28 protein-coding genes are annotated in these 22,018 nt (G+C 67.6%); 15 read left to right on the top strand and 13 right to left on the bottom strand.

Annotated elements, in window-relative coordinates; all coding sequences use genetic code 11:
- The first annotated feature begins 42 nt into the window (after positions 1-42).
- Positions 43-822: an alpha/beta fold hydrolase gene (locus A5658_RS25310; protein WP_067341915.1), complete on the top strand. Its 780-nt coding sequence runs from the start codon at positions 43-45 to the stop codon at positions 820-822.
- A gap of 2 nt (positions 823-824) precedes the next feature.
- Positions 825-1,127 carry an MGMT family protein gene (locus A5658_RS25305; RefSeq protein WP_067341913.1) on the top strand — a complete coding sequence of 101 codons (303 nt, stop codon included), beginning with the start codon at positions 825-827 and terminating at the stop codon, positions 1,125-1,127.
- Here the strand turns inward: A5658_RS25305 and A5658_RS25300 are convergent.
- From A5658_RS25300 to A5658_RS25290, 3 genes are all read right to left on the bottom strand, one after another.
- A complete protein-coding gene (locus tag A5658_RS25300) occupies positions 1,124-1,978 on the bottom strand; it encodes a TIGR02569 family protein (protein ID WP_067341911.1) in 855 nt (284 codons plus the stop codon). The two genes, A5658_RS25305 and A5658_RS25300, sit on opposite strands and share 4 nt — an antisense overlap.
- A 91-nt stretch (positions 1,979-2,069) precedes the next feature.
- Positions 2,070-3,227, bottom strand: a complete 1,158-nt coding sequence (gene moeZ, locus A5658_RS25295) for an adenylyltransferase/sulfurtransferase MoeZ (RefSeq protein ID WP_067341909.1) — start codon at positions 3,225-3,227, stop codon at positions 2,070-2,072.
- Between the two features lie 25 nt (positions 3,228-3,252).
- Positions 3,253-4,311 carry a DUF3152 domain-containing protein gene (locus A5658_RS25290; RefSeq protein ID WP_369830566.1) on the bottom strand — a complete coding sequence of 353 codons (1,059 nt, stop codon included), beginning with the start codon at positions 4,309-4,311 and terminating at the stop codon, positions 3,253-3,255.
- Positions 4,312-4,474: 163 nt separating this feature from the next.
- On the opposite strand from A5658_RS25290, the gene A5658_RS25285 reads away from it, so the two are divergent.
- A complete protein-coding gene (locus A5658_RS25285) occupies positions 4,475-5,131 on the top strand; it encodes a TetR/AcrR family transcriptional regulator (protein ID WP_067341955.1) in 657 nt (218 codons plus the stop codon).
- Here the strand turns inward: A5658_RS25285 and A5658_RS25280 are convergent.
- Positions 5,118-5,381 carry a DUF3107 domain-containing protein gene (locus tag A5658_RS25280; protein ID WP_067341907.1) on the bottom strand — a complete coding sequence of 88 codons (264 nt, stop codon included), beginning with the start codon at positions 5,379-5,381 and terminating at the stop codon, positions 5,118-5,120. The two genes, A5658_RS25285 and A5658_RS25280, sit on opposite strands and share 14 nt — an antisense overlap.
- Positions 5,382-5,550: 169 nt before the next feature.
- Between A5658_RS25280 and A5658_RS25275 the strand changes: the two genes are divergently transcribed.
- Entirely contained in the window at positions 5,551-6,210 is a 660-nt protein-coding gene (locus A5658_RS25275) for an MmpS family transport accessory protein (protein WP_067341905.1), read from the top strand.
- On the opposite strand, the gene A5658_RS25270 is transcribed toward A5658_RS25275, so the two are convergent.
- Positions 6,207-6,902, bottom strand: coding sequence for a ferritin-like fold-containing protein (locus A5658_RS25270; protein WP_067341903.1), 696 nt, complete (start codon positions 6,900-6,902; stop codon positions 6,207-6,209). The two genes, A5658_RS25275 and A5658_RS25270, sit on opposite strands and share 4 nt — an antisense overlap.
- Before the next feature lie 308 nt (positions 6,903-7,210).
- Here A5658_RS25270 and A5658_RS25265 point away from each other — a divergent pair, with 308 nt between their 5' ends.
- Together A5658_RS25265 and A5658_RS25260 are read left to right on the top strand one after the other, a co-directional pair.
- Positions 7,211-8,743 (top strand): DEAD/DEAH box helicase, encoded by a 1,533-nt coding sequence (locus tag A5658_RS25265; RefSeq protein ID WP_369830569.1) that lies wholly within the window; start codon positions 7,211-7,213, stop codon positions 8,741-8,743.
- Between the two features lie 19 nt (positions 8,744-8,762).
- Positions 8,763-9,977, top strand: a complete 1,215-nt coding sequence (locus A5658_RS25260) for a hypothetical protein (RefSeq protein WP_067341898.1) — start codon at positions 8,763-8,765, stop codon at positions 9,975-9,977.
- On the opposite strand, the gene A5658_RS25255 is transcribed toward A5658_RS25260, so the two are convergent.
- Positions 9,974-10,774, bottom strand: a complete 801-nt coding sequence (locus A5658_RS25255) for a ParA family protein (RefSeq protein WP_067341895.1) — start codon at positions 10,772-10,774, stop codon at positions 9,974-9,976. The genes A5658_RS25260 and A5658_RS25255 overlap by 4 nt on opposite strands.
- 114 nt (positions 10,775-10,888) lie before the next feature.
- Here A5658_RS25255 and A5658_RS25250 point away from each other — a divergent pair, with 114 nt between their 5' ends.
- Genes A5658_RS25250 through A5658_RS25240 form a run of 3 tightly spaced genes read left to right on the top strand, consistent with a single transcriptional unit; the run spans position 10,889 to position 13,073 of the window.
- Positions 10,889-11,500 (top strand): acid phosphatase, encoded by a 612-nt coding sequence (locus tag A5658_RS25250; protein ID WP_067341893.1) that lies wholly within the window; start codon positions 10,889-10,891, stop codon positions 11,498-11,500.
- Complete coding sequence (locus A5658_RS25245) at positions 11,497-12,597, top strand: isochorismate synthase MenF (RefSeq protein ID WP_067341891.1); 1,101 nt, start codon at positions 11,497-11,499, stop codon at positions 12,595-12,597. Before A5658_RS25250 ends, A5658_RS25245 begins: the two co-directional genes overlap by 4 nt.
- Positions 12,594-13,073 carry a GNAT family N-acetyltransferase gene (locus A5658_RS25240; RefSeq protein WP_067341889.1) on the top strand — a complete coding sequence of 160 codons (480 nt, stop codon included), beginning with the start codon at positions 12,594-12,596 and terminating at the stop codon, positions 13,071-13,073. Before A5658_RS25245 ends, A5658_RS25240 begins: the two co-directional genes overlap by 4 nt.
- Here the strand turns inward: A5658_RS25240 and A5658_RS25235 are convergent.
- The gene (locus A5658_RS25235) at positions 13,028-13,501 is read right to left on the bottom strand and encodes a hypothetical protein (protein WP_067341887.1); all 474 of its coding nucleotides are present in this window, start codon (positions 13,499-13,501) and stop codon (positions 13,028-13,030) included. The genes A5658_RS25240 and A5658_RS25235 overlap by 46 nt on opposite strands.
- Here A5658_RS25235 and A5658_RS25230 point away from each other — a divergent pair.
- Positions 13,500-14,468: a diacylglycerol kinase family protein gene (locus tag A5658_RS25230; RefSeq protein WP_067341885.1), complete on the top strand. Its 969-nt coding sequence runs from the start codon at positions 13,500-13,502 to the stop codon at positions 14,466-14,468. The genes A5658_RS25235 and A5658_RS25230 overlap by 2 nt on opposite strands.
- Before the next feature lie 259 nt (positions 14,469-14,727).
- Positions 14,728-14,982: a transcriptional regulator WhiB1 gene (whiB1, locus tag A5658_RS25225; RefSeq protein WP_067341882.1), complete on the top strand. Its 255-nt coding sequence runs from the start codon at positions 14,728-14,730 to the stop codon at positions 14,980-14,982.
- A gap of 62 nt (positions 14,983-15,044) precedes the next feature.
- Here the strand turns inward: whiB1 and A5658_RS25220 are convergent, their stop codons facing one another.
- Positions 15,045-16,559 carry a sensor histidine kinase gene (locus A5658_RS25220; RefSeq protein ID WP_067341880.1) on the bottom strand — a complete coding sequence of 505 codons (1,515 nt, stop codon included), beginning with the start codon at positions 16,557-16,559 and terminating at the stop codon, positions 15,045-15,047.
- 29 nt (positions 16,560-16,588) lie between these two features.
- Positions 16,589-16,804: a biotin/lipoyl-binding carrier protein gene (locus A5658_RS25215; RefSeq protein WP_003929140.1), complete on the bottom strand. Its 216-nt coding sequence runs from the start codon at positions 16,802-16,804 to the stop codon at positions 16,589-16,591.
- Positions 16,805-17,137: 333 nt separating this feature from the next.
- Here A5658_RS25215 and A5658_RS25210 point away from each other — a divergent pair, with 333 nt between their 5' ends.
- Both A5658_RS25210 and A5658_RS29450 read left to right on the top strand, forming a co-directional pair.
- The gene (locus A5658_RS25210; RefSeq protein ID WP_156751649.1) at positions 17,138-17,824 is read left to right on the top strand and encodes a hypothetical protein; all 687 of its coding nucleotides are present in this window, start codon (positions 17,138-17,140) and stop codon (positions 17,822-17,824) included.
- A 67-nt stretch (positions 17,825-17,891) separates the two neighbouring features.
- Positions 17,892-17,966 (top strand): 50S ribosomal protein bL37, encoded by a 75-nt coding sequence (locus A5658_RS29450; RefSeq protein ID WP_011728008.1) that lies wholly within the window; start codon positions 17,892-17,894, stop codon positions 17,964-17,966.
- A gap of 80 nt (positions 17,967-18,046) precedes the next feature.
- On the opposite strand, the gene rsrA is transcribed toward A5658_RS29450, so the two are convergent.
- A complete protein-coding gene (gene rsrA, locus A5658_RS25205) occupies positions 18,047-18,322 on the bottom strand; it encodes a mycothiol system anti-sigma-R factor (protein WP_067341875.1) in 276 nt (91 codons plus the stop codon).
- Positions 18,319-18,999 carry a sigma-70 family RNA polymerase sigma factor gene (locus A5658_RS25200; protein ID WP_369830565.1) on the bottom strand — a complete coding sequence of 227 codons (681 nt, stop codon included), beginning with the start codon at positions 18,997-18,999 and terminating at the stop codon, positions 18,319-18,321. Before A5658_RS25200 ends, rsrA begins: the two co-directional genes overlap by 4 nt.
- Positions 19,000-19,245: 246 nt before the next feature.
- On the opposite strand from A5658_RS25200, the gene A5658_RS25195 reads away from it, so the two are divergent.
- A complete protein-coding gene (locus A5658_RS25195) occupies positions 19,246-20,094 on the top strand; it encodes an NAD(P)-dependent oxidoreductase (protein ID WP_067341871.1) in 849 nt (282 codons plus the stop codon).
- Positions 20,095-20,580, top strand: coding sequence for an aminoacyl-tRNA deacylase (locus A5658_RS25190; RefSeq protein ID WP_067341869.1), 486 nt, complete (start codon positions 20,095-20,097; stop codon positions 20,578-20,580).
- Here A5658_RS25190 and A5658_RS25185 read toward each other — a convergent pair.
- Both A5658_RS25185 and A5658_RS25180 read right to left on the bottom strand, forming a co-directional pair.
- A complete protein-coding gene (locus A5658_RS25185) occupies positions 20,571-21,413 on the bottom strand; it encodes an enoyl-CoA hydratase/isomerase family protein (protein WP_067341867.1) in 843 nt (280 codons plus the stop codon). The two genes, A5658_RS25190 and A5658_RS25185, sit on opposite strands and share 10 nt — an antisense overlap.
- On the bottom strand, positions 21,410-21,961 hold the full coding sequence (locus tag A5658_RS25180; protein WP_197503222.1) for a TetR/AcrR family transcriptional regulator: 552 nt from the start codon (positions 21,959-21,961) through the stop codon (positions 21,410-21,412). Before A5658_RS25180 ends, A5658_RS25185 begins: the two co-directional genes overlap by 4 nt.
- Between the last annotated feature and the right edge of the window lie 57 nt (positions 21,962-22,018).

The raw sequence follows: 22,018 nt of genomic DNA, 5'->3' as shown, positions 1-22,018 counted from the left end.
TCCGACAAGTTGCGCCGACCGCGGTACTGGCACGATCGATGTGTGACCCGTCTTCATGTGCATCGCTTCGGACCGCACGGTCCGGTGCGACTGCTGGCGCTGCACGGGCTCACCGGACACGGTCAGCGCTGGGGGCATCTCGCGACCCGCTACCTGCCTGAGATCGCCGTTGCCGCACCGGATCTGATCGGGCACGGTCACTCGTCGTGGGAGGCGCCGTGGACCATCGACGCCAACGTGGCAGCGCTGGATGACCTGCTCGCGCGGGAGTGCGACGCCCCGGTGGTGATCGTCGCGCATTCGTTCGGAAGCGCGATCGCCCTGCGACTGGCGGCCGCCCATCCCGACCGGGTCTCGGGCCTGGTGCTGCTCGACCCGGCCGTCGGACTGGACGGCGCATGGATGCTCGAGATCGCCGACGCGATGCTGGCTTCCCCCGACTACGCCGATGCCGCCGAGGCCCGCGCCGCGAAGACCAACGGCTCCTGGGGCGGAGTGGACCCGGCCGTGGTGGACGCGGAACTGGACCAGCACCTCGTGATGCTGCCCGGCGGCCGCTGTACCTGGCGGTTGAGCCTACCCGCGATGATGGCCTATTGGAGTGAGTTGGCCCGCGATATCGTGTTGCCGCCCAAGGGAATTGGAACGACTCTGGTGCGGGCCGCCTGGACCTCGCCACCGTATGTCACCGACCGCCTCGTCGCCGATCTGCGCGAGCGGTTGGGCGAAGACTTTCGCGACCTGACTTTCGAGTGCGATCACATGGTGGCCGAGACCAAGCCGGCCGAGGTGGCCGCGCTCATCCGCGAACGGATGGCCTGACCATGGCACCGGTTACGGAAGACCAGGTGGAGCGGGTGCGTGCGCTGGTCGCCTCGATTCCCGCGGGTCGGGTGTCGACGTATGGCGACATCGCCGCTGTTGCAAAGCTTTCCAGCCCGCGCATCGTCGGCTGGATCATGCGTACCGATTCGCGGGACCTGCCGTGGCATCGGGTGATCACCGCGTCGGGCCGCCCCGCCAAGCATCTGACCACCAAGCAGCTGGAACTCCTTCGGGCCGAAGGGGTGCTGGCGAACGACGGCAAGATTCCGCTTGACGAGCTGCGCTACGAGTTCCCCGACTAGAGGATCAGCCGCACCAGCGCGGCCGTGCGGGCCAGACCCGGGAAGGCGGCCGCCGTCGACCTCGGATGCAACGCGTGCACTGCGAGCCGGAACATCAACGCGCGCAACAACATCTGCGGCCATTCCGGCAGTGCGTTCCAACGGTCGATCAGACCCTCGTCAGCCTCGCCCCAAGACAACGCGTCGACCACCACAACGCCCGCCGCCCACGACGCCGGCCGCCAATATGGCGTGATGTCGGTGATTCCCGGGGGCGCGGCACCGGCGAACAGCACCGTGCCGTACAGGTCGCCGTCGACGAGTTGATTGGGGCTCTTGGTCGGACGACGCAGGCCGGCAAGCTGATTGATCAGCTCGACCGAGCGCTGCCCGTCGGCGGTCGGGGCCGCCGCGCGCGCCGACGCCGGCACCGACTGCAGCGGGCGTTCCTCCCACGCCGCCCGGTCGGCGGCGATGAACACGTCCACGTCGGCCCACGGGGCAGTCGGCCCCTGCGTCAGAAAGCGGGGCCGTTCGAGCTTGCCGGTGGCCTCGTGCAGTCGCACCGCGGCCGACACCACCTCGTCATGCCGCGGCTCGGGTTGGCCGGCCACGAAGGTGTCCGCTCGCCAGCCCGAGACCACGTAGCGTCCGTCCGTCGAGCGAACCGGCCGGGCCAGCCGCACCCCGTCGACGAACAGCGTCTCGCGCACCCGCGCCGACCACGCTGCCCGCGCGTTCTCCGCGACCATCGACAGCACCACTTCGCCACATCGCCAGCCGCCCTCCCAGGCGGCCCCCAGCGGTATCGGCCGAACACCAGTCAAACCGAACGCCGACATCACATGCTCCGGCGGCGGCTCGATACTCACCCGAACAGCCTAAACGTCGCTCAGCGAAGTCCCGGGACTAGACACGAACTCGCAGATCGGCACGAACCCGAATGGCTTCAGTCGCGTGCGATCAGTACATCACCATGTCGGGCTGCATCTGCTGTGCCCACGCCACGATGCCGCCGTGCAGATGGACGGCGTCGGCAAACCCCGCGTCGCGGAACGCCGTCAACGCCGCGGCCGAGCGCACTCCGGTCTTGCAATAGAGCACCGGCCGGCGATCGCGGGGCAGCCCGGCCAGTCCTTCGCCGGCTTCGATCGACGAACTCGGGATCAGCTGAGCGCCGTCGATGTGGTTGATGTCCCACTCGGCCGGCTCCCGCACGTCGATCAGCACGATCTTGTCGCCGGCAGCGAGCAGATCACGCAACTCCCCAGGGGTGATCGCATCGCCGTCCGCGGCGTCGCCGGCGACTCCGCAGAATTGGTCGTAGTCGACCAGCTCGGTGATCGGCGGCGCGGCCGGGTCCTTGCGGATCGCGATCGTCCGATAGGTCATGGCCAGCGCGTCGTACATCATCAGCCGGCCCAGCAGCGGCTCTCCGAGCCCGGTGATCAGCTTGATCGCCTCGGTGCTCATCACCGACGCAATCGAGGCGCACAGCACGCCCAACACTCCGCCTTCGGCGCACGACGGCACCAGGCCCGGCGGCGGGGCCTCCGGATACAGGTCGCGGTAGTTCAGGGCGCGGCCGTCGGGCGCGTCCTCCCAGAACACCGACACCTGGCCCTCGAACCGGTAGATCGATCCCCACACGTAGGGCTTGTGCGCCAGCACCGCGGCGTCGTTGACCAGGTAGCGGGTGGCGAAGTTGTCGGTGCCGTCGAGGATCAGGTCGTACTGCTCGAACAACTCGACGGCGTTGCCCCGGTCCAGCCGCACTTCGTGCAACCGCACCTGCACCAGCGGGTTGACCTCGGCGATCGAGTCGCGGGCGGACTGCGCCTTGGACCGACCGACATCGGCCACTCCGTGGATGATCTGGCGTTGCAGATTGGACTCCTCGACGATGTCGTCGTCGACGATGCCGAGGGTGCCGACGCCGGCCGCGGCCAGGTAGAGCAGCGTCGGCGCGCCGAGACCTCCCGCGCCGATCACCAGCACCCGCGCGTTCTTGAGCCGCCGCTGGCCGTCGACACCCAAATCGGGGATGACGAGATGCCGGCTGTAGCGGGCCACCTCGTCGGAAGTCAGCTCGGCGGCTGGCTCGACAAGCGGGGGAAGCACACCACCAAGGCTAGGCCTGCCCGGCTTAGGCGATCGGGTACGGCCAGGGATTGAACCGGCACGTCTTGCCATCGGGCCTGACGTACTCCGGGTCGAACTTCGAGTTGTCGTCATCGGACGTGGAGAAGGTCTGCTGCATCATGATCGGCGCCAGCCCGCCCTGCTTGTCGCACGGCTCGTGGCGCAGGTAGCCGATGGCGTGGCCGACCTCGTGGTTGATCAGGTACTGCCGATAGGAGCCGACGTCGCCCTGGAACGACAGCGCGCCGCGCACCCAGCGGGCCTCGTTGATGAAGACCCGTGGCTCGACGCCGGCCCCGTAAGACGGGTTGTAGCAAGAGGTTTCGAGCGGGAACTCGTAGCCGCAGCCCTCACGGACGGTCATCGGCGTACTGAGCGAGATCCGGATGTCGGGTTTGACGCGGCCGTTCGCGTCGACCCTCATGAACGCGAATTGCGCGTCGTGGGTCCAGCTCTTCGGGTTGCCGAGCGTCTGGTCGACCATCGAGGCGAACGCGTCGTCGCCGCCGAACGCGGTGGCGTCCATACCGTTTTCGACCTCGACCGTGTACTTGAAGACTTTGACGGCGCCCTGACCGACCTGCGGCGTGACTCCAGGGACGACGTGCCAGGACTTGGCGCCCGCGTCGGTGAAGGGCCCGCCGTTGGGCAGCATGCCGGTCGGCAGGCTGGCGTCGTACTGGGTCAGACCGCGGGGCGGAGCGTCGACGATCACCGTGCCGACGGCGCCGATTTTGGGCGGACCCTGCAGCGGATGACCGGACGCGGGCGCGGATGTGCCGGTTCCGCTGACGGTCTGGTAGAGCACCACTCCGGTGACGGCGACGAGTATCGGCAGCGCGTAGGCGCGCCAGCCGTAGGTGGACACGAAGCGGCCCAGCCAGCTTTGCTTGCGCCAACGACTGGGTTCGCGATTCGACCGGGCCCGCCCGGGGCCGGCACCCCATGCCAGCGGATCACGCTGGGCGCGCAGCGGCTCGCGCCAGTCGTCGCGAAGAACGGGCGTCCGGTTGCCCCCGCGCCACTCGGGGTCGAAGGTCACTTTCCCAGAATGGCACAACACCTGCTAGCGAGGACTCCCGGCGCGCCAAAAGCCGCCTATAACACGTCGTCAGGCAGACATACAGCCCTTGGGTCACAGTTGAACATGCGCGCGAGTAGTAGTGTCGTTCCGATTAACCGCGCTTACGCCACACCGGCGCGATGACAAGCAGATTGAGGAATGGATGAGCGATCTCGCCAACGCCGCCGGACGGAGCGGGGTGAAGCCCGGCAACTCTGCGCGGCGCGGAAACCGACTGCCTCGTGACGAGCGCCGTGGTCAGTTGCTCATCGCCGCCAGCGACATCTTCGTCGACCGTGGCTACCACGCCGCCGGTATGGACGAGATCGCCGAGCGCGCCGGGGTCAGCAAACCCGTTCTCTACCAACACTTTTCCAGCAAGCTGGAGTTGTATTTGGCGGTGCTGCAGCGGCACGTCGAGAACCTGGTGTCGGGTGTCCGCCAGGCGTTGCGCACCACCACCGACAACCGGCAGCGGCTGCGCTCCGCCGTGCAGGCGTTCTTCGACTTCATCGAACACGACAGCCAGGGCTACCGGCTGATCTTCGACAACGACTACACGACCGAACCTCAGGTCGCCGCGCAGGTCCGGGTGGCCACCGAGTCGTGCATCGACGCGGTGTTCGACTTGATCAGTGCCGACTCCGGTTTGGACCCGCACCGGGCCCGCATGATCGCGGTGGCCCTGGTCGCGCTCAGCGTCGACTGCGCTCGGTACTGGCTGGACTCCGATCGCCCGATCAGCAAGGACGACGCCGTCGACGGCACCGTGCTGTTCGCCTGGGGCGGTCTGTCACACGTGCCCCTTACCCGGTCGTAGGGGCCCCGCTCTTAGCGGCACCGCTTCCGATTCCGAAACCGACGCGACGCGAGTCTGCGGCGCCGATCTCGACGTAGGCGATCTTCGCGGAGTTGACGAGGAAGCGACGGCCCTTTTCGTCGGTCAGGCCCAGCACGTCCGCGTCTTTGGCCAGTGCGGCGGCGACCAGTGCCTCGACTTCGCTCGGCGTTTGCGCGCTGGTGAAGACCAACTCACGCGGGCTGTCCGTGATCCCGATCTTGACCTCCACGCCGGCCCCTTCCAATTCTTCAGTAGATGTGGCTTCGACCAGGCTAGTGGACGCCCCGCAGCGGCGCCGAAAGGCGGTCGGCAGCAAGGCTTCGCACGAGCCTGTCGTTGGCAAATCGTGACCTGACACGCCCGCTCTCGCGCAGCTCGCGGCTGGTCACATCACTAACATCGGCACCATCAGCACCATGGACTACCTGGACCACGAGCTCCAGGACTACTCAGACGACGACACCGTCGACGACATCTACGCCGACGGCGATTACCCGTCGGCCGAGGAACGCTGGCGTCCGATCGCGGCTATCGCCGGGATCGTGTTCGTGCTCGCCGTCATCGCCACCGTGGTCATCGTCAACGGCGGCGACAGCGCCTCGACCTCGGCCACCGTGGTGGTGCCGCCGAGCCACACCACGTCGCCGCGAATGGTGCCGGCGCTGCCGCCGGAGACGGTGACCACCGTGGCGCCGACGTCGCGGCCGCCCACCCCGACGGCGACCAGCACCGCGCCGACGGAAACCCCGACGCCGGAAGCCATCCCGCCGGTGGCGCCGGACGTGGCCGCCCGCACCTTCGTCTATCGCGTGACCGGCGTCAAGGGCCTGCTCGATCTGGTCACCGTCGTCTACACCGACGCCTCGGGAGCGCCGCAAACCGACTTCAACGTCTCACTGCCGTGGTCGCGAACCGTCGTGCTCAATCCAGGGGTGAGCACGCGATCGGTCGTGGCCACCAGCCTGACCGGCCGGCTGAACTGCTCGATCGCCGACGGCGTCGGTCAGAACATCGCGATCTCGACGAGCAGCACGATGATCGCGACCTGCACCCGCTAGGACAAGCCCAGCTCGCGCGTGCGCTCGTCGTGGGTGCGCTGCAGCCGGTTGAAGAAGTCGCTGACCTGTGCCAGCCCGCCGGTCCTCGACACCACCAGGTCGACCAGCTCGTCGTGTTCGGCCAGCACGTACTGCGCCTGCGTGATCGCTTCGCCCAGCAGGCGGCGGGACCACAACGCCAGCCGGCTGCGCTGTTTGTTGCTCTTGGCGATCGCGGCGCGCACCTCGGCGACCACGAACTGCGAGTGCCCGGTCTGAGACATCGTCGAGCGCACGACGTCGGCGACCTCGTCGGGCAACGAGTCGGCGATCTCGAGGTAGAAGTCGGCCGCCAGGGCGTCACCGATGTACGTCTTGACCAACGCCTCCAGCCACGTGCTCGGGGTGGTCAGCCGGTGGTAGCCCTCGAGCGCGGAGGCGTACTTCGAGATCGCCGGCAGCACGTCGACGCCACGCTTTTCCAGCGCGTCGACCAGCAACTCGTAGTGCGCCATCTCGGCTGCGGCCATGCTGGCCATCGAAATTCGGCCGCGCAGGTCCGGCGCCATCCGCGCTTCGTCGGTGAGCCGGTAGAACGCCGCGACCTCGCCGTAGGCCAGCAGCGCGAACAGTTCGTTGACTCCGGGATGGTCCGCGGGCAGCCGTGGCGGAGGCGGATCGGCCAGCTGGTCGCCCTGCGAAAGCGAAGTCATGCCACCACTGTAGGAGACGTGTTTGAGCGCCCGCTGTGCGCGCCAAGCCGGCGACCCGCCGCGCCTGTGAGCGTTCCGAATCGGAGCTGAGGCGACCCACCAGCTACAATCAATCCAGGTAACGGTGGTAGATCCGTACTACTTGTGCCTGTGCAATGTGCGTGCACGCAGTTGGCCCGCCTCTCATCAGTGCAGGGCCCGCGAATCGGCAACGTATTCGACAGTCAACTGGTGCGCGCGTGATCGCAGCGATTGACCAATCGAATACGAAACCGAAAGGCATACGTGCTTCACGCATGACTCCACTCATCACACCTAACCGAGCCGCATCCGAATCCACCTTCGCCGACCTCGGTGTCCGCGCTGAAATCGTGCAGGCCCTGCAAGAGCAAGGCATTGAGCATCCGTTCGCCATCCAAGAGCTCACGCTTCCGCTGGCACTGACCGGCGACGACCTGATCGGCCAAGCCCGCACCGGCATGGGCAAGACCTTCGCCTTCGGCGTTCCGCTGTTGCAGCGGATCACCACGCAAGGCGCCGAGCGACCCCTGTCCGGCATCCCCCGGGCCCTGATCGTGGTGCCCACCCGCGAACTGTGTCTGCAGGTCTACGGCGACCTGTCCACCGCGGCGAAGTACCTGAAGACCGACGACGGTGACCGCAAGCTCTCGGTCGTCTCCATCTACGGCGGCCGGCCCTACGAGCCGCAGATCGAGGCGCTGCGCGCGGGCGCCGACGTCGTTGTCGGCACGCCCGGCCGGCTGCTCGACCTGGCCCAGCAGGGCCACCTGCAACTCGGCGGCCTGTCGGTGCTGGTGCTCGACGAGGCCGACGAGATGCTCGACCTGGGGTTCCTGCCCGACATCGAGCGGATCCTGCGGCAGATCCCCGACGATCGGCAGTCGATGCTGTTCTCGGCGACCATGCCGGACCCGATCATCACGCTGGCCCGCACCTTCATGAACCAGCCCACCCACATCCGGGCCGAAGCGCCGCATTCGTCGGCGGTCCACGACCTGACCAAGCAGTATGTCTACCGGGCCCACGCCATGGACAAGGTGGAGCTGGTCAGCCGGGTATTGCAGGCCCGCGGCCGCGGCGCCACGATGATCTTCACCCGCACCAAGCGCACCGCGCAGAAAGTCGCCGACGAACTCGCCGAGCGCGGCTTCGCCGTCGGCGCGGTGCACGGCGACCTGGGACAGATCGCCCGCGAGAAGGCACTCAAGCAGTTCCGCAATCACGACATCGACGTGCTGGTCGCCACCGATGTCGCGGCTCGCGGCATCGACATCGACGACATCACCCACGTCATCAACTACCAGTGCCCCGACGACGAGAACACCTACGTGCACCGCATCGGCCGTACCGGCCGGGCCGGCAAGACCGGCATCGCGGTCACGCTGGTGGACTGGGACGAGCTGCCCCGCTGGACGCTGATCGACAAGGCCCTCGGATTGAACTGCCCCGACCCGGCCGAGACTTACTCCAACTCGCCGCACGTCTACGTCGAGCTGGACATCCCGACCGACGTCAGCGGCTCCGTCGGCGCACCGAAGAAGTCGCCGGTCAAGCGCGCCGCGTCCACCGGCGGTCGCAACAGCAGTGACGCCGGCGAGTCTGCGCCGCCGCGCAACAGCAATCGCCAGCGCCGCCGCACCCGCGGGGGCAAGGCCGCGACCGGCCACGCCATCGCCAACGGTAGCGGCGACACCGACCAATCAGCCACGGCCGCAGGCAGTTCGGACGCCACGTCCGGCGACGGCACGCGAGCCCGGCGTCGCCGTCGTCGCCCCCGCAAGTCAGCGGGCGCCGAAGCTCCCGTGGCCACCGCCAACTGATTCGCCGTCGCCGCCCGCGATGGTCAAGCCGGAACGCCGCACCAAGGCTGATCTGTTGGCCGCGGCCGCGATCCTCACCGCGGTCGCCGCGGCAGCGGCGTTGATCTGGTGGACCAGCGATGCCCGGGCCACCATCAGTCGCCCGGCGGCCGTGCCCGCGCCCAACCCCACGCCCGCGCATGCGGTGCCGGCGTCGCTGCGTGAGCTGTGGCACGCCAACAGCGCCGCCACCGCGCAACCGGTCGCGGTCGGCGGGCTTGTCGTCACCGGCGACGGACGCGTCGTCGAAGGCCACGACCCGGTCACCGGCGCCGTCCGATGGAGCTACTCGCGCGACGCCGACCTGTGCGGCGTCTCCTGGGTCTACCGCTACGCGGTCGCGGTGTACCGCGACGACCGCGGCTGCGGCCAGGTGAGCACCCTCGACGGATCCACCGGTCGACGTGGACCGGCTCGCAGCAGCTATAGCAACAAGCGGGTGCAGCTGTCGTCGGACGGCACCACGGTGTTGTCCGCCGGCGATACCCGGCTCGAGCTGTGGCGCTCGGACATGGTCCGAATGCTGTCCTATGGCGAGATCGACGCCCGGGTCAAGCCGACGTCGAAGGGGCTGCACACCGGCTGCCGCCTGACGTCGGCGGCGGCCAGCTCGTCGGCGGTCTCGGTGTTCGAGGCGTGCGGCCGGCAGGCCGATCTACGGCTCACGCTGCTGCGACCGGCCAAGGAGGAAGACGAGCCCGATCAGCACAATGTCGCGGAACCGGGCATCGGCCCCGATTCCAGCGCCAAAGTCCTGACGGTGTCCGAAACCCGGACCGCGATCTACCTGCCGGCACCTCAGCCCCGGGTCGACGTCATCGACGAAACCGGAAACACGATCGCGAGCACCCTGTTGCCGGAGTCGCCGTCGACGTCGAATGTGGTGACGCAGTCCAGCAATCTGATCACTTGGTGGACCGGCCACCGGGTGATGGTGTTCGACGCGGCGAACCTGACCTACCGCTATTCCGTTGGGCCGGCGGGCTCTTCGGCTCCGGTGGGTCCGGCCACGCTGATGGCCGGCAAGTTGGTCGTCCCGGTCACCGACGGCATCGCGCTCTGCGATCCGGTCACCGGGGTCGGCGAGGACTTCCTGCCCGTGCACCGCGAGCCGTCGGACTCGGCGGTGATCCCGCTCGCGACGGGTTCGCAGCTGCTCGAGCAGCGCGGCAAGACGCTCGTCGCGCTGGGTTAGACCTCGATCGCGAACGTGGGCAGTTCCTTGCCCGACTTCCAGTGTTTGAGCAGCGACTTGGCCAGCTCCTGGTAGGCCGATGCGCCCTTGTTCTTGCGCGCGGCCAGCACCGACGAGCCCGACGCGCTGGCTTCGGCGAAGCGCACCGTGCGCGGGATCGGCGGCGCCAGCACCGGCAGGTCGTAGCGGTCGGCGACGTCGAGCAGCACGTCACGGGTGTGCGTGGTACGCGGGTCGTACAACGTCGGCAGCGCGCCCAGCAGCTTCAGCTCCGGGTTGGTGATCTGCTGAACGTCGTGGACGGTTCGCAGGAACTGCCCGACCCCGCGATGCGCCAGCGTCTCGCACTGCAGCGGCACAATGACCTCGTCGGCCGCGGTGAGCCCGTTCAGCGTCAGCACGCCCAGCGACGGCGGGCAGTCGATCACGATCACGTCGAACGCGTCGCCGAGTTTGTCCAGCGCGCGTTTCAGGGCGTATTCGCGGCCGGCCCGCATCAACAGCATCGCCTCCGCCCCCGCCAGGTCGATATTCGCCGGCAGCAGCGTCATCCCCTCCGCCGTTTGCACCAGCGCGGCGTTGGGCTCGACGTCGCCGAGCAGCACCTCATGCACCGACACCGCCAGCTTGTCCGGATCCTGGCCCAGCGAAAACGTCAGACAGCCCTGCGGATCCAGATCGACCAGCAGCACCCGGCGGCCTGCATCCGCGATCGCCGCGCCCAATGAGGCGACCGTCGTCGTCTTGGCCACCCCACCCTTCTGGTTGGCTACCGCCAGCACTCGGGTCCCCTTCATCGCAACGACGCCCCTCCCTCGATCTGTTGCCGGCGGTTAACACCTGCCATCCTGGCATTAACAGCACGGTGCCCGCGCGCGGATGGCCATGTGTGTCAGGCACAATCGGTCAGCATGAGCGTCCTGAGCCATCGGCTGGTGTTGCTCCGCCACGGCGAAACTCCGTGGTCGAAATCCGGCCAGCACACCGGACGCACCGATATCGAGCTGACCGATACCGGCCGGGTGCAGGCCGAGCTTGCCGGCCGCGTCCTGCGTGAACTGAAACTCACCGACCCCCTGGTGATCAGCAGCCCGCGGATACGCGCGTTGACCACAGCCAAGCTGGCCGGACTCGCAGTGGACGAGGTATCCCCCTTGCTCGCCGAGTGGGATTACGGTTCCTACGAGGGGTTGACCACGACGCAGATACACGAATCGGTTCCCGATTGGCTGATCTGGACGCACGGCTGCCCGGACGGCGAGACGGTTGCGCAAGTCAGCGACCGCGCGGATCGGGCCGTCGCCTTGGCATTGGAGCACATGGCTTCCCGCGACGTGGTGTTCGTGGGGCACAGCCATTTTTCGCGATCGGTCATCACGCGCTGGGTGGAGTTGCCGCTCGTCGAAGGCAGTCGCTTCTGGATGCTCGCCGGCTCGATCGCGGTGTGCGGGTTCGAGCATGGCGTGCGACAGCTAGCGGCGCTCGGGTTGACCGGTCTACCTCAGGAGATCGCTCCGGGGTGAGCATCACTGAGCCACCGTTTGTGCTGTGCGGGCCGGCCGGAGCGGTGATCGCCGACGGTGTGCAGTGCTGCTATCGCGACGTCGCCAGCGCGCAGTCTGCGCTGCACTCAGGTGCGGTGTCAATAGTGTTGGGCGCGTTGCCATTTGACATCGACGCCCCGGCGGCGTTGACGGCACCGCGTTCGGTGCAGCACGTGAACACGTTGCCCGACTGGCCGACCGGGCCGATGCCGCGCGTCCGAGTGGTCGGTGCGTTTCCGCCGCCCGGGGAACACCGCGAGCGGGTTCGACGCGCATGCGAGGAGCTGACCGCCGCCGGTGGCACGCTGCAGAAGGTGGTGCTGGCCCGGGCCCTGCAGCTGGCGGCCGATGCTCCGCTGGACGCCCGAATCATCTTGCGGCGCTTGGTCGACGACGATCCGGCCGCCTACGGCTACCTGGTCGACCTGTCGGCGGCGGGCGGCATGCACACTGGCACGGCGCTGGTCGGCGCCAGCCCCGAATTGCTGGTGGCCCGCGACGGCGATCGGGTGAGCTGCCAGCCATTCGCCGGGTCGGCGCCGCGCGCCGCTGATCCCGAGGACGACGCCGCCGCCGGTGCTGCGCTTGCCGCCTCGGCGAAGGATCACCACGAGCATCAGTTGGTGATCGACACCATGGTCGAGGCGCTGCGACCGCTGTGCAGCGAATTGGATTTTCCGCCGCAACCGATCCTGAGTCGCACCACAGCGCTGTGGCATCTCAGTACCCCGATCACCGGCCGGCTGCGCGACATCTCAACCACTGCAATCGATTTGGCACTCGCACTACACCCCACTCCGGCGGTCGGCGGAGTGCCCACCGAGACCGCCGCGCGACTGATCAAAACGCTGGAGGGCGATCGCGGGTTTTACGCCGGGGCGGTGGGCTGGTGTGACGCAAGCGGGGACGGACGCTGGGTGGTCACTCTGCGCGGGGCGCAACTCTCCGCTGATCGCCTGTCCGCGCTCGCCCACGCCGGCGGTGGCATTGTCGCCGAATCCGATCCCGATGGCGAAGTCGCCGAGACGACAACCAAATTCATCACCATTCTGACCGCGCTGGGGGTTCAGCCATGAGCATCAGCATCCGTCGCGCCGAACCGGCTGACGCCGCGGCGATCACCGAGATGATCCACGGCCTGGCCCACTTCGAGAAGGCCCCCGATCAGTGCACCGTAGTCGAATCACAAATCAGCTCAGCGCTTTTCGATGAGTCACCGACACTGCGGGCACACGTCGCCGACGTGGACGGCGAGGTCGCGGCGATGGCGCTGTGGTTCCTGAACTTCTCGACCTGGGACGGCGTCGAGGGCATCTACTTGGAGGACCTGTTCGTGCGCCCGCAATTTCGCCGCCTCGGGCTGGCGCGGGGCCTGCTGACCGCGCTGGCGAAGGAATGCGTGGACCACGGGTACACACGACTGTCGTGGGCGGTGTTGAACTGGAACGCCGACGCGATCACGCTGTACGACGCCGCCGGCGGTCAGCCGCAGCGGGAGTGGACCACCTACCGGGTGTCGGGCCCGGAATTGGCCGCGCTGGCCGAATCCTGACCGTCGCCAGAGACCCAGCGCAGCGCGGCGGGGCTGAACAACAACGCCAACACCGTCACGCACAGCGCGGCCACCGGTAGCCCGATCAGCGGCCGGTGCGAGCCCGTCGTCAGGTAGTACGCGACGCCCAGCAGCAACAGCTCGGCGAACACCGCCAGCCCGCGGCCCCAGCGGCGGCCGACAAGCAGCGCCCACCCGGCCGCCAGTACCGCACCCCCGGCCAGCGCGAACCATGCGGACGTCCCGAACACATTGTTGCCGCGCTGGCTTGCGCCGCCGATCGCCCGGATCAGCAGGACAGCGGCGACCACCACGCCCGTCACGCCCTGAGCAGCGACGACGAGACCCGCGCCGCGCACGGCGGCCGGAGGACGGCTGATCACCAGCACAGCGTAGCCATAGCCCGGGGCCGTAGGCTTTGGCGTCATGCGCGCCGTGCTGATCGTCAACCCGACCGCGACCTCGACGACGACGGCCGGCCGCGATCTGCTGGCGCACGCGCTCAAAAGCCGTCTCGAGTTGACCGTCGAGCACACCCGCCACCGCGGCCATGGTGGCGAAATCGCCCGGGCCGCGGTGCGGGACGGGGTGGACCTGGTGGTCGTGCACGGTGGTGACGGCACGGTGAGCAACGTGGTCAACGGCCTGCTGGGTAAACCCCGCGACGGACTGCCCACCGGCCATGTGCCGGCGCTGGCGATCGTGCCGGGCGGATCGGCCAATGTCACGGCGCGCTCGCTGGGCATTCCGGCCGGCCCGATCGACGCCACCAACGAGCTGATCTGGCTGCTGGACAAGTACGGCCCGGAAAAGCAGTGGCGCCGGATCGGGCTGATCGACTGCGGCGAGCAGTGGGCGGTGCTGAACGCCGGGATGGGCGTCGACGCCGAAGCGGTTGCCAAGGTGGAAGCGCAGCGCGAAAAGGGCCGCAAGGTCACGCCGACCCGCTACATCCTGGCCGCCACGCGGGCCACCCTCGGCTACTCCCGCAAGCCTCCACGGCTGACCGTGGAGGTGTCCGGCCGCGCGCCAGTGACTGGCACGTACTTCGTCTTCGTGTCCAACTCGAGCCCGTGGACCTACGCCGACGCCCGCCCGATGTGCACCAATCCCACGACCAGTTTCGAGTCCGGGTTAGGGGTCTTCGGCGTCACCAAGCTGAAGGTGGTGCCGAGCCTGCGGCTGGTCGCGCAGATGTTCGCCAAGCAGCCGAAAATCGCGGGTGAGCAGGTAGTTCGCGACGACAACGCGGAGTGGGTGCGGGTCACGTGTGCCGATCCACCCATGGCGAGCCAAATCGACGGCGACTACCTCGGTCTGCGCGAGGTCATGACATTCCGGTCGGTTCCCGACGCCCTGGATGTCGTCGCTCCACCCGCGAAAAGGGCTTTGTGACCTGCGAAGAACCTGAGATGTGGGCAAAACCACTGGTCAGGCCGGAACGCAGTGTAGTACAAACGATTAAGGGATTTGGTAACGGATCTCTGAAGTGAGATAGCCCACGGACCAACGAGCTGCTATTGACATCTGTTGAGCCTGTGAAACGATCGAACAATCGCATGCAACGGTACGGAAACAATTCTTGTGCCTGCGTTAACAGCCGAAGAAAATCATTCGTGCGCATTGCTGCGCACACAGTGAGGAGTAACGACTAATGGATTGGCGCCACACAGCGGTCTGTCGCGACGAGGACCCGGAGCTGTTCTTCCCTGTCGGGAACAGCGGTCCGGCTCTCGCCCAGATCGCCGACGCAAAACTGGTCTGCAACCGCTGCCCGGTTACCACCGAGTGCCTGTCGTGGGCGCTCAACACCGGGCAGGACTCCGGCGTGTGGGGTGGAATGAGCGAAGACGAGCGCCGCGCACTGAAGCGTCGCAACGCTCGGACGAAGGCCCGTACCGGGGTCTGACCCAAGTCGCTTACCACGGTGCGGCCCTGACGGAAGTCGGGGCCGCACCGTTGTGTGCGGGGCTAGTGTGCGGCTCGCGCGCGACGTCCGATCGGGACCCGCAACAGCACGTCCGTTCCGCCTTCCGGGGCGTCCTGCATGCTCAGGGAGCCGTCGAGTTCGGCCGAGACCAGCGTCCGCACGATCTGGAGGCCGAGCCGATCGGACTTCTCGATACTGAAGCCCTCGGGCAGCCCCCGGCCGTTGTCGTGCACCACCACGTCGAGCCAGCGCGCGGAACGTTCGGCACGGATCGTCACCGACCCGCCGCCCGCGGCGGATTCGCAGGTCGCCGGATCGAAGGCGTGCTCGATGGCGTTCTGGACGAGCTCGGTGATCACCATGATCAGCGCGGTCGCGCGATCAGAGTCCAGGACGCCGAGTATGCCGGCCCGGTTGATCCGGATCGGGGTGTCGACGGTTGCCACGTCGTTCATGATCGGCAAGATGCGGTCGATCACCTCGTCGAGGTTGACCTCCTCGTCGACCGACATCGACAGCGCGTCGTGCACCAACGCGATCGACGACACCCGTCGCACCGATTCGAGCAGCGCTTCCCGGCCCTCGGCGTTGGTGGTCCGCCGGGCCTGGAGTCGCAGTAGCGCCGCGACAGTCTGCAGGTTGTTCTTCACCCGGTGGTGGATCTCCCGGATGGTGGCGTCCTTGGACATCAGCGCTCGGTCGCGGCGTTTGATCTCGGTGACGTCGCGGACCAGCACGGCCGCGCCGGCCGCCGACCCGTCGATGACCAGCGGCAGCGTCCGCAACAGCACCGCGGCACCCCCGGCGTCGACCTCGATGCGCATGCTGGCGCCGCCGCGCAGCGAGTTCAGCACGTGCTCGGCGAGTTCGTGAGCCTCGAACGGGTCGGAGATCAGCGGACGGGTGATCGCAATCAGGTTGTGCCCCTCCAACTCTGACGTGAGGCCCATCCGGTGGTACGCCGACAGCGCGTTCGGGCTGGCATAGGAGACCACGCCGCCGACGTCGAGGCGGATGAATCCGTCACCGACCCGCGGGCTCGACCGCGACATCGCCAGGTCGCCCACGTTGGGAAAGGTGCCCTGCGAGAGCATGTGGACCAGGTCCGCGGCGCAGTCGAGGTAGGCGGTCTCGAGCTGACTGGACTTCGGGGTGCCGGCGACCGCGGTCTGATGCGTCAGCACCGCTACCACCGCGTCGCCGTAGCGCACGGGAACCGCTTCGATGTTCACTCCGGTCTGCTGCCACGAATACTGTTGGCCCGCATCACTTTCCAGGCGAATCGCCCCCGACTCGAACGCCGCAGAGATCGGCGGCATGCGATCGGCGGCGACGACGGTTCCCACCGCGTCGCGCAGCAGAACCGTGGGCGCAGTGTTCGGCCGACACTGTGCAACGCAGACCAGCGAATCGTCTTCGCGGCGAACCCACATGAGGTAGTCGGCGAACGACAGGTCGGCCAGCAGCTGCCACTCACCCACCACGGCATGCAGGTGATCGACGGCGCTGCCCGGCAGGACGGTGTGTTCGGCGAGCAGGTCACCGAGAGTGGACATCGGCGATCTCCGTAGTGAAGCTCAAACGGCTAGCTGATCACAGCGATCAGGTCGCCGGCTTGGATGACGTCGCCGACGGCCACACTCACCTTGCTGACGGTGCCGGCGACCTCGGCCAGAACCGGGATTTCCATCTTCATCGATTCCAGCAGCACCAGGGTGTCACCCTCGCCGATCTGGTCGCCCTCGTGGACCACGACCTCGAGCACGCTGGCCACGATCTCTGCCCGCACGTCCTCGGCCATCATCACCCCGTTCGTCAGCCGGCCCCGTCTGCTCAGCCAGTCCTGTCGGCAATTGCGTGGCTTCATCGAACCACAACCGGTTTCACTCGTTGCACTCCGAGCGTCCGACGGCGGCGGCGCGGCGTCCTGGCGCTGGGTTTCTGCAGCTGAAAGGTCACGATTCGTGTCACGGAGGTATCGATAAGCAAACTCCAAGATCACTAAGAGAACCTATAGAGCCGCTTCTGTGACGGTGTCGTGTTCGAACTGTGACATTTGGCAAGCAGAGTGTCCAAAGTGATTGGAGTGCCTGAGGCTCTTGGAGTGAAACATCCGAATTTGAGGAGTATTCCGTTGTCCGACAACATGTTTGCGCGTACGACAGCTCGCGGACCACTGCGTCGAGTGGCCACCGGTTTCGGGATGGCCGTGGCGGCATACGCCTTGGTCGGGCTCGGTGCCGGCGCGGCCGCCGCCGCTCCCCAGCAACCATTCGCCGCCGATGACCCGATCCCCGGTATGCCCGGAGGCGCGGGCAGCGCGGTGAACATCGCCAACTCGCTGTTCGGCTCACTGAGCGGGCTGATGAACAACGTCATCCCCGGTGCCGGTGACCTGCTGATGCCGGCCACCAGCGCGCTCGGCGGCGGCGGTGCCGGCCTTCCGGGCGGCCTGCCCGGTGGTCTCGGCGTCCCAGGTGGGTTGCCCGGCGGCGTCCCAGGTGGGTTGCCGGGTGGCCTTCCGGGGCAGACCCTGCCGGGTCAGACCCCCGGGCTGGGTGGCCTTCCGGGGCAGACCCTGCCGGGTCAGACCCCCGGGCTGGGTGGACTGCCCGGCCAGGTTCCCGGTTACCCAGGCGGACTCACCAGTCAGCAGCTACCGGGCCAGACGCCCGGGCTGGGCGGATTGCCGGGCCAAAACCCTGGCGGCCCCGCTCCGCTGGCACCCGGCGTCGGTCAGGTCCCGCTGGCCGGACAGCAGGGCCCGGTCGCGTCGGCGAGCGCGAACGGCGGCACCCTGGTGCACGTTCCCGTCGTCTAGCAGTTGGCTTATACCGGCGGCGGCATGACAGACTGACCGGCAAGCAGAACTGCGAGGAGGATCAGTCATGGCCAAGCGAGGCCGGAAAAAGCGCGACCGCAAGCACAGCAAGGCCAACCACGGCAAGCGGCCCAACGCTTAACCAACCGCTCGAACCAACAAAGACGCGGACCGTCCGACAGGCGGCCCGCGTCTTTGTTTTTGTGGATTGCCCGACGGGCTTTAGCGCTCCTTGATGATGGTGGTCCGGCTGATTTCCACCCGCAGGCGCTGGCGCAGGCTCTCCGGAGCCCGCTCGCCTCGGCACTTGGTGGAGATCAGCATCTTCAACCGCTCCTCCAGCCCGTAGTACTGAAAACAGGGCGGGCAGTCCTCGAGATGCTGCCTGAGCTTGGCCTGTGTTTCGGGGCTGCACTCACCGTCGAGCAGGGCCCATACCTCGGCGAGCACCTCGGCGCATTCCGCCTTGATCGGCGGCTGTGACGAAAACTCGCTCATGACGACACCTCCTCCGGTGCCTGGTCCCCGCGAATGAACCCTCGGTCCTTGGCGACATCGGTCAGCAGTTCACGCAGCTGACGCCGGCCGCGGTGCAGCCGCGACATCACCGTCCCGATCGGAGTGTCCATGATTTCGGCGATCTCTTTGTAGGGAAAACCTTCGACGTCGGCGTAATACACCGCCATTCGAAACTCCTCGGGCAACGCCTGCAGGGCTTCTTTGATCTCGGTGTCGGGCAACGCCTCGAGCGCCTCGACCTCGGCGGAACGCAGCCCGGTCGACGTGTGCTCGGCCGTCGCCGCCAACTGCCAGTCGGTGATCTCGTCGGTCGGGTACTGCGCCGGCTGGCGCTGCTTCTTGCGGTAGCTGTTGATGTAGGTGTTGGTCAGGATGCGGTACAGCCACGCCTTGAGGTTGGTGCCCTCTTTGAACGACCGGAAGCCCGCGTAGGCCTTGACCATGGTCTCCTGGAGCAGGTCTTCGGCGTCGGCCGGATTGCGGGTCATCCGTAGGGCGCCGCCGTAGAGCTGGTCCAGCAGCGGGATCGCGTCACGCTCGAAGCGGGCGGTGAGTTCCGCGTCGGTTTCGTCGGCGCGGCTGCGACGTGATGTTTCAGCGCCGTCGTCGGTGTCAAGCGTGACTTCCGACTCGGTGGCGCTATCGGTATCAGCCATAGTGAGTAACGCAGTCCCTTCTGTCGCGATACCGGTGAACAGGTCCAATAACACCGGACCCGTCGGGCACCCGGCCAACCGCTGCTCGCCCATGAGGCTTGTCGCCGTTGACACGCGATTTCCCCTTTCTCAATCTAAAGGCTGGGACTGACACTGTCTGCTCCGCCTGGCTCAACAGCGGTAATCGCCGCGGTATTTCCGGACCATGGATCCACCGCGGTTGTGAGCAGCGTTACTGTGACGCTCATGTCGCTGAAAGCAAAGACCATGTTCATCTCGGGTGCCAGCCGCGGAATTGGCCTGGCCATCGCGAAGCGGGCCGCCCAGGACGGCGCCAATATCGCGCTGATCGCCAAGACGGCCGAGCCGCACCCGAAGCTGCCGGGCACGGTGTTCACGGCCGCCAAGGAACTCGAGGAAGCAGGCGGCCAGGCGCTGCCGATCGTCGGCGACGTTCGGGATCCGGATTCGGTGGAATCCGCGGTCGCCAAGACCGTCGAGCAGTTCGGCGGCATCGACATCGTGGTGAACAACGCCTCGGCGATCAACCTCGGCTCGATCAGCGAGGTGCCGATGAAGCGATTCGATCTGATGAACGGCATTCAGGTGCGCGGCACCTACGCGGTGTCGCAGGCGTGTATCCCGCACATGAAGGGCCGCGAGAACCCGCACATCCTGACGCTGTCACCTCCGGTTCTGCTCGGCAAAGAGTGGCTGAAGCCGACCGCATACATGATGGCGAAGTTTGGAATGACGTTGTGCGCGTTGGGTATTGCCGAGGAGATGCGCGAAGACGGGATCGCCTCGAACACACTGTGGCCGCGGACGCTGGTGGCCACCGCCGCGGTGCAGAACCTGCTCGGCGGCGACGAGGCGATGGGCCGGGCGCGCAAGCCGGAGATCTACTCCGATGCGGCCTACGTCATCCTCAACAAACCATCGCGGGAGTACACCGGCAACACCCTCCTGTGTGAGGACGTGCTGCTGGAGTCCGGCGTCAAGGACTTGTCGGTCTACAACTGCGTGCCTGGCGGCACCCTCGGCGTGGACTTCTGGGTGGACGGCGTCAACCCGCCGGGGTATTCGGGCCCCTAAATGGCGGCTGCGACACCGGCTCTTGCGGCTTTGACCGCTGCGGGTGTGCCGCACGAGGTGGTGACCTTCGACCACGACCCGCGGGTGCAGTATTTCGCCGACGAGGCCGTTGCCGAGTTGACCCGCGACGGCGATGTCGATCCCGGGCAGATCTTCAAGACACTGGTCATCGCCGTTCCCGACGGGCTGGCCGTCGCGGTCGTGCCGGCCTTGGCGAGGCTGTCGCTGAAGGCGGCCGCAGCGGTTCTGGGCGCGCGGAAGGTCAGCATGGGCGGCCAGCGCGCGGTCGAGCGGGCGACCGGCTACGTGTTCGGCGCGGTCTCGCCGTTGGGCCAGCGCAGCCGGTTGCCGACGGTCGTGGACGCCAGCGCGATGGCCTTCGAGCGGATGTACGTCAGCGCGGGCCGGCGCGGCTGGGAGGTCGCGCTGGCCCCCGCCGACCTGGTTCGGATGACCGGCGCGGTCACCGCGGAGATTCAGGCCTGAGGCTTGGCGAGCATCGCCTGCACGCTGTCGGCGAATGCGGCGGTGGTGAAGCAGGTCGGCTCGGCGAATTCCTCCATGGTCAGCGCCTCGTGCCAGCCGGCGTCGGCGGTCGCCCGCAGCAGCGGCTTGGTCATGGCGACCGCGTGACTCGGCATGGCCGCGATGCGCGAGCACCATTCGTCGGCGGCGTCGAGCAGGCGCTCATGCGCGACGACCTGCTGGACGAGCCCGAGGCGTTGCGCTTCGTAGGCGTCGATGTGCTCGCCGCGTAGGTAATAGGCAAGTGCGCCTTGGTATCCCAGTCGACGGGTCAGCGCCCAGCTGGTGCCGACCTCCGGTAGCAGGCCGAGCCGACCGAACGCCGGCACGATCACCGCGCGCTCGCTGGCGACGGCGAGGTCACAGGTCAGCGCCCAGGCCAGCCCGACTCCGGCGGCCGGGCCGTTGATGGCGGCGACGAAGATCGTGTCCGATCCGGCGATGAGGCGGGCGATGCCGCCGAATTCGCGGCGAATCCAGCGCCAGACGTCGGCGACACCTTGCGGGTTGCCGAGGTTTTCGGTGGCCGTGGTCATCATCTTCAGGTCACCGCCGGCGCTGAAGCCAGGGTCGCGACCGGTGAGCACCACACTGCGAACGTCGCTGTCGACGACGAGAGCCTCTAGCGCGCAACGCAATTGCCGCACCAGCGGCGCCGACAAGACGTTGAGCCGGTCGGGCTCGTCGAGGGTCACGATCGCCCGATCGCCGCGGCGTTCGACATGCACCCGCCGTGGTGCATCCGGGTCGTCGCCTTCGGCGACCAATCCGTTGTACAGCGACTCTGCTGTCATGATGTCTCCTCAATATTATTGGCCCGCAACGCCTTCCACGCCGCATCGGCGAATGTCGTGACCACGCCGCGCGGCATTCGCGATTCGGCGCCGGCTATCCAGTACCGGCTGAATTCCTGCGCCGGACCGAACCACAGTGCGGCGGTGACGCCGCCCTGCATCGGTCGCAGCACGCCGTAGCTGTGGTGCGGCCGCCACCAGTCGCCGACGGCGGCGAAGAACGCCCGATTGGCTTCTTGGAGCCGATCGCTGTCGAGCCGGTCCCCCAGCAGCAAGGCGGCCTCGCAGCGATTGGCGGCCACCCATCGCAGGTGGTGCGCGACGCCGCCGCGGATGCCGCCTTCGGCAGTCTCGTGGCGACGCAGCATCGCCACGAATCCGGCCTGGTACTCGGCCATCACCTGGGCGTAGACCGCCGCCGCCAGCGCCGCCTTGTCCGGGAAGTGGTGGTACAGCGCGCCGACGCTGACCTCGGCGTCTCGGCGGATGTCGTCGAGCGTCGCGGCCAGGGCGCCGTCGGCGGCAAACCGACGCCGCGCCGACTGCATCAGACGGTTTCGCGCGTCGGCACCTACTGGCACGAGGATTACTCTAGCTCAACAGAG

It is taken from the genome of Mycobacterium sp. 1245111.1 (assembly GCF_001673405.1).
Taxonomy (GTDB): domain Bacteria; phylum Actinomycetota; class Actinomycetes; order Mycobacteriales; family Mycobacteriaceae; genus Mycobacterium.
This window is presented reverse-complemented; position numbering and strand designations above follow the sequence as displayed.

Excerpts from the sequence above, each read along its gene's own strand:
- A5658_RS25305 (WP_067341913.1), top strand. The coding sequence starts at position 825 with ATGGCACCGGTTACGGAAGACCAGGTGGAGCGGGTGCGTGCGCTGGTC.
- A5658_RS25285 (WP_067341955.1), top strand. The coding sequence starts at position 4,475 with ATGAGCGATCTCGCCAACGCCGCCGGACGGAGCGGGGTGAAGCCCGGC.
- A5658_RS25270 (WP_067341903.1), bottom strand. The coding sequence starts at position 6,902 with ATGACTTCGCTTTCGCAGGGCGACCAGCTGGCCGATCCGCCTCCGCCA.
- A5658_RS25260 (WP_067341898.1), top strand. The coding sequence starts at position 8,763 with ATGGTCAAGCCGGAACGCCGCACCAAGGCTGATCTGTTGGCCGCGGCC.
- A5658_RS25255 (WP_067341895.1), bottom strand. The coding sequence starts at position 10,774 with ATGAAGGGGACCCGAGTGCTGGCGGTAGCCAACCAGAAGGGTGGGGTG.
- A5658_RS25250 (WP_067341893.1), top strand. The coding sequence starts at position 10,889 with ATGAGCGTCCTGAGCCATCGGCTGGTGTTGCTCCGCCACGGCGAAACT.
- A5658_RS25240 (WP_067341889.1), top strand. The coding sequence starts at position 12,594 with ATGAGCATCAGCATCCGTCGCGCCGAACCGGCTGACGCCGCGGCGATC.
- A5658_RS25230 (WP_067341885.1), top strand. The coding sequence starts at position 13,500 with ATGCGCGCCGTGCTGATCGTCAACCCGACCGCGACCTCGACGACGACG.
- A5658_RS25235 (WP_067341887.1), bottom strand. The coding sequence starts at position 13,501 with ATGACGCCAAAGCCTACGGCCCCGGGCTATGGCTACGCTGTGCTGGTG.
- whiB1 (WP_067341882.1), top strand. The coding sequence starts at position 14,728 with ATGGATTGGCGCCACACAGCGGTCTGTCGCGACGAGGACCCGGAGCTG.
- A5658_RS25220 (WP_067341880.1), bottom strand. The coding sequence starts at position 16,559 with ATGTCCACTCTCGGTGACCTGCTCGCCGAACACACCGTCCTGCCGGGC.
- A5658_RS25215 (WP_003929140.1), bottom strand. The coding sequence starts at position 16,804 with ATGGCCGAGGACGTGCGGGCAGAGATCGTGGCCAGCGTGCTCGAGGTC.
- rsrA (WP_067341875.1), bottom strand. The coding sequence starts at position 18,322 with ATGAGCGAGTTTTCGTCACAGCCGCCGATCAAGGCGGAATGCGCCGAG.
- A5658_RS25200 (WP_369830565.1), bottom strand. The coding sequence starts at position 18,999 with ATGGCTGATACCGATAGCGCCACCGAGTCGGAAGTCACGCTTGACACC.
- A5658_RS25195 (WP_067341871.1), top strand. The coding sequence starts at position 19,246 with ATGTCGCTGAAAGCAAAGACCATGTTCATCTCGGGTGCCAGCCGCGGA.
- A5658_RS25190 (WP_067341869.1), top strand. The coding sequence starts at position 20,095 with ATGGCGGCTGCGACACCGGCTCTTGCGGCTTTGACCGCTGCGGGTGTG.
- A5658_RS25185 (WP_067341867.1), bottom strand. The coding sequence starts at position 21,413 with ATGACAGCAGAGTCGCTGTACAACGGATTGGTCGCCGAAGGCGACGAC.
- A5658_RS25180 (WP_197503222.1), bottom strand. The coding sequence starts at position 21,961 with ATGCAGTCGGCGCGGCGTCGGTTTGCCGCCGACGGCGCCCTGGCCGCG.